Source organism: Syntrophales bacterium, assembly GCA_030655775.1.
Lineage (GTDB): Bacteria > Desulfobacterota > Syntrophia > Syntrophales > JADFWA01 > JAUSPI01.
The window spans coordinates 1-3,361 of the sequence record JAUSPI010000229.1 but is presented as its reverse complement, the minus strand read 5'-3'; the positions used below and the strand labels follow the sequence as shown (position 1 = coordinate 3,361).

Annotated in this window: 4 protein-coding genes; all 4 read right to left on the bottom strand. The window is 45.2% G+C overall.

Translation table 11 applies throughout. The features are described from left to right. Positions 1–1,131 (bottom strand): conjugal transfer protein TraH (locus Q7J27_12720; protein MDO9530002.1); only part of this gene is annotated, 1,131 nt, incomplete at its 3' end. Positions 1,132–1,150: 19 nt separating this feature from the next. Further along, the gene (locus Q7J27_12715; protein MDO9530001.1) at positions 1,151–2,092 is read right to left on the bottom strand and encodes a conjugal transfer protein TraF; all 942 of its coding nucleotides are present in this window, start codon (positions 2,090–2,092) and stop codon (positions 1,151–1,153) included. Continuing rightward, on the bottom strand, positions 2,070–2,639 hold the full coding sequence (locus Q7J27_12710) for a S26 family signal peptidase (GenBank protein MDO9530000.1): 570 nt from the start codon (positions 2,637–2,639) through the stop codon (positions 2,070–2,072). Before Q7J27_12710 ends, Q7J27_12715 begins: the two co-directional genes overlap by 23 nt. Positions 2,640–2,655: 16 nt before the next feature. Continuing rightward, positions 2,656–3,000 carry a hypothetical protein gene (locus Q7J27_12705; protein ID MDO9529999.1) on the bottom strand — a complete coding sequence of 115 codons (345 nt, stop codon included), beginning with the start codon at positions 2,998–3,000 and terminating at the stop codon, positions 2,656–2,658. Between the last annotated feature and the right edge of the window lie 361 nt (positions 3,001–3,361).

Below are 3,361 nucleotides of genomic sequence, written 5' to 3'. Positions count from 1 at the left end.
TTCCTGTTTAGTTCCAACAGCCATTTTCAACACTCCACCAAGAGACAGAGGGTTGTTATCAATAAAATCATTTTCTGCATCAGTCAACATCTGCCCGTTACTCATCTTACCGGCTATATCTATCATTTTCTGTCCTACATAATCTGTGAGGTTGATATTGGTCGAAGGGGCGGGACTGCAAGCTGTGATACCGCTGCCGTCTACAGTCATTATGTAAACTTTTCCTTCAAGAATGTTATCGAATGTTGCATTGACATTTTGCCCACACGCCGGAACATACAGGGCACGAGGACTTGACTCTATCATTCGAATTGTTATATCGCCTACAACACCTCTTATCAGGTTGAGCAGGGCATCATTATCTAAACCTGTCCTATCCGCAACATTCTTGAGCAGGGAGCCAGGAGTTAAATACACCTGTCTGATAATTGTGGGACAGCCTGACAGCATTCCTGTCTCAGCCGATTTCGTTCCTTCGGGAAGCTTATTGTTCCATATACCGTCCAATTTGTCCTTCAGTTTAGTCCAGTTACCCTCGGTTCCCGTCGATGCCATAAACTTACTGGTCTCTGCCTGTAAGTCCGCCGCCGCAGTTTTCGTTGCCCAAGGATTATTTGCGAGAGGGCTCATAATCTTGGCCACGACGGCTCTTGATGCCTTACAGTCATCAAGCTGTAACGCATTCAGTGAGTTTGCGATTGCTTCCATAGTCTTGATCGTATTTGCGCAGGGTTCGCAAAGCACGTTAAGGGCGAGGTCAAATGCTACTGCCGGTGCGGCCTGTAAAATGTTCTGCATCTTCTGTACGAGGTAATCGAAGTCAAGGAGGGCTATCCCTCCGCTGAATATGTCTATTCCTCCGCATCCAGCAGACATTTTCGGAGGCATCACGGTTGCCAGATAATCTTTTGAGGTCTGGACTCGACCAGAGAAACTCCCGCCGGTCCAGTACCCCCTTTTCTGCCCCTCAAAGTGTCCCGCCGGTGTTGTTGTCTTCTGGTCAAGCCAGCTGTCAACCCAGCCGCTGGCGTGGGCAGACGGAACACCTGCAACAAGGAAAGCTAAGGTCAAAATAAAAACGGCCAAAAAAGACAGTTTACGGTTCCATAATTGTTTGTATTCTTTTTCCATAACGCCCCCACTGCAATTTTTAATTTTTTCTTTCCAATATCGATTCAGGGTCAAAAATACCGCCTTTTTGATGTTCGTAAATACCGTACTGTTCCGGGGTCATTTCACCTTTCAGGTGCTGTATCCCCCGGGCCAGGTTAAGTTCTAATGTAGCAACATCCATTACGCCTGCTGATACTGGAAAGAAGTCGCCTGAATTCCGGTATATCAGAATAATTGATGGAGTCGTCTGTATATTAAATCTTGCCGCAAGATCAGGTTGTTCCTGTACGTCAATTCGCTTTACCTGCCATCCGGTCCTCTGTATAAAATATACAAGTATACCGTTCTGTGCGTCACAGTACTTACACCCTGGCGCTGTGAAGTATAGAAGGGCAAAGTCGTCTTTATTGTCTCTCAGTACATTCACGGTATCTTCATGTCTTGCCTGTACTGTGGCGTTGCGTCCGGGAGCATTCAGCGGAGCTGCCGATGCTACATTCAACCGGGGGTATTTTTGCATCACGTAACTTGCCACGTGCGCAAAAGCTAAAGACTTTCTTCTTGCAATATCCTGCATAACGTAATAATCCCTGACGTTACTTTCCGTCGGCTCTCGAACAGCTTTCTTCTGAAAATCCATTAGAAGGGCTTGAAAATCGTCAGGGTGCATATTCCATAGTTTATCTACAATGTAGTCATCCATATTAGGAATGCGGTGTTTGGGGACTTCTTTCTCAACCAGCTTTTTTTCTTTTTCACGAGGTTCAGGCTTGACTGCCTCTTTCTCATACCACCACCAGCCACCCTTATTTCCTCCAGAATATGTTTCTTCATCTGCCACCTTGCCCTGATCTTTACCAGTGTCAGCATTGGCATTGGCATTGGCATTGGCATTGGCGTCATCGGCAAGGGGTAAGAAAACCAGGGCACCTACAACAAGAAGAAACGCAAGGTTCTTAAATAATCGGATGCGCAACATATAAAATATCCTTTACATTGACAAAGCCGAAATACCTGGAATCATAGCTGTCTTTATGACTGCCGATCAGGAACATCTTTCCTTCCGGAACCACTCCTGAATGGCTGAAAACGGGAAGTCTCTCCCCTTTCAACGAAAATTCTTTGGCCTTTCCGAGAAGTGTTCCGTCACAGGAAGGCTTCTCATCATCTCCGGGCAGGTAACAGGAAAACTCTCCATCATTGTTGAGTAAGACTTCCCCAGGCACACAACCAACTCGTTTGATAACTTTTTGAGGCTTACCGTTTTCAATGAGGGGCGAGGAAAATAAAATCATAACGTAATCCCCGCTTTTAACCGTATCTCCTGCCGTGTATTTAGCGATAAAAAATATTCTGTGGTTTACAGACGGGGATAGCGTAACAGCAAATCTGGATGGTATTAACGCGCCGCCGGCAATCACCAGGGCAAGGAGGAATATAAAAACTATCCGTTTCTTCCGACTCCAGGTGGCGATTTGTTCCCGGCTACTCAACCACCAATTTTTGATTTTTTCGATATAGTTCAATAGACTCTCCTTCTGCCTACTTTAGCTCAATTACCTTGGCATTTCTCAGAACGGCGTCTCGTGAGAAGACGATGTTGTTCTTTGGAATACTCGTGATAATTTCTTCCATTTTGTCGAGGTTCCTCCTGAGGCCTTCCTGATCGATCTTATTTGCGAGAAATAGATCCCTTTGTGCCTGTACGTATCCCTTCAAATCGACAGTTACTATCCTGGGGGCAAAGTAATGATGATATCCCGCCACACAGGAAAGCGATATTATCAGGCTGATGACAATTGATGTTAGTGTAGGGAAACCCGGAAAATATTTCTTTTTATCTTTTACAGATTGACCTGCTTTCTTGTCTTTGATTTCATTTTGCATAAACTTTCCCCTCTCTCACTATATATGAACATGAGTGCCACTAAAATTTGACGGGATTGGTGAACTTTTTTAATTTTTATGAGATAATTATTATACTGAGGCTCGGGCAGAGCTTTCAGGCGTCAACGTGGTCCGATGGGACGTGCGTTGCCTGCGAAGCCCTCCTCCTTCAGGAGGATGGGAGTGTCAAGCTTTGCCAGGGGACTGGCACTGTGTTTCGTTTGGGCGCAGAAATATACTGCTGGCAGGAAATGTATAATTAGTGATGATAATTCACGGTATATTCATTTTTGATCTTTCAGGCTTGCTCGTTTAATAGCATCTGTTCCGAACTTGTCGGTTATGGTGTCGATTGCCTGAT

Bases quoted from the DNA above. Each gene is read 5' to 3' on its own strand.
- Q7J27_12715 (MDO9530001.1), bottom strand. From the start codon at position 2,092: ATGTTGCGCATCCGATTATTTAAGAACCTTGCGTTTCTTCTTGTTGTA.
- Q7J27_12705 (MDO9529999.1), bottom strand. From the start codon at position 3,000: ATGCAAAATGAAATCAAAGACAAGAAAGCAGGTCAATCTGTAAAAGAT.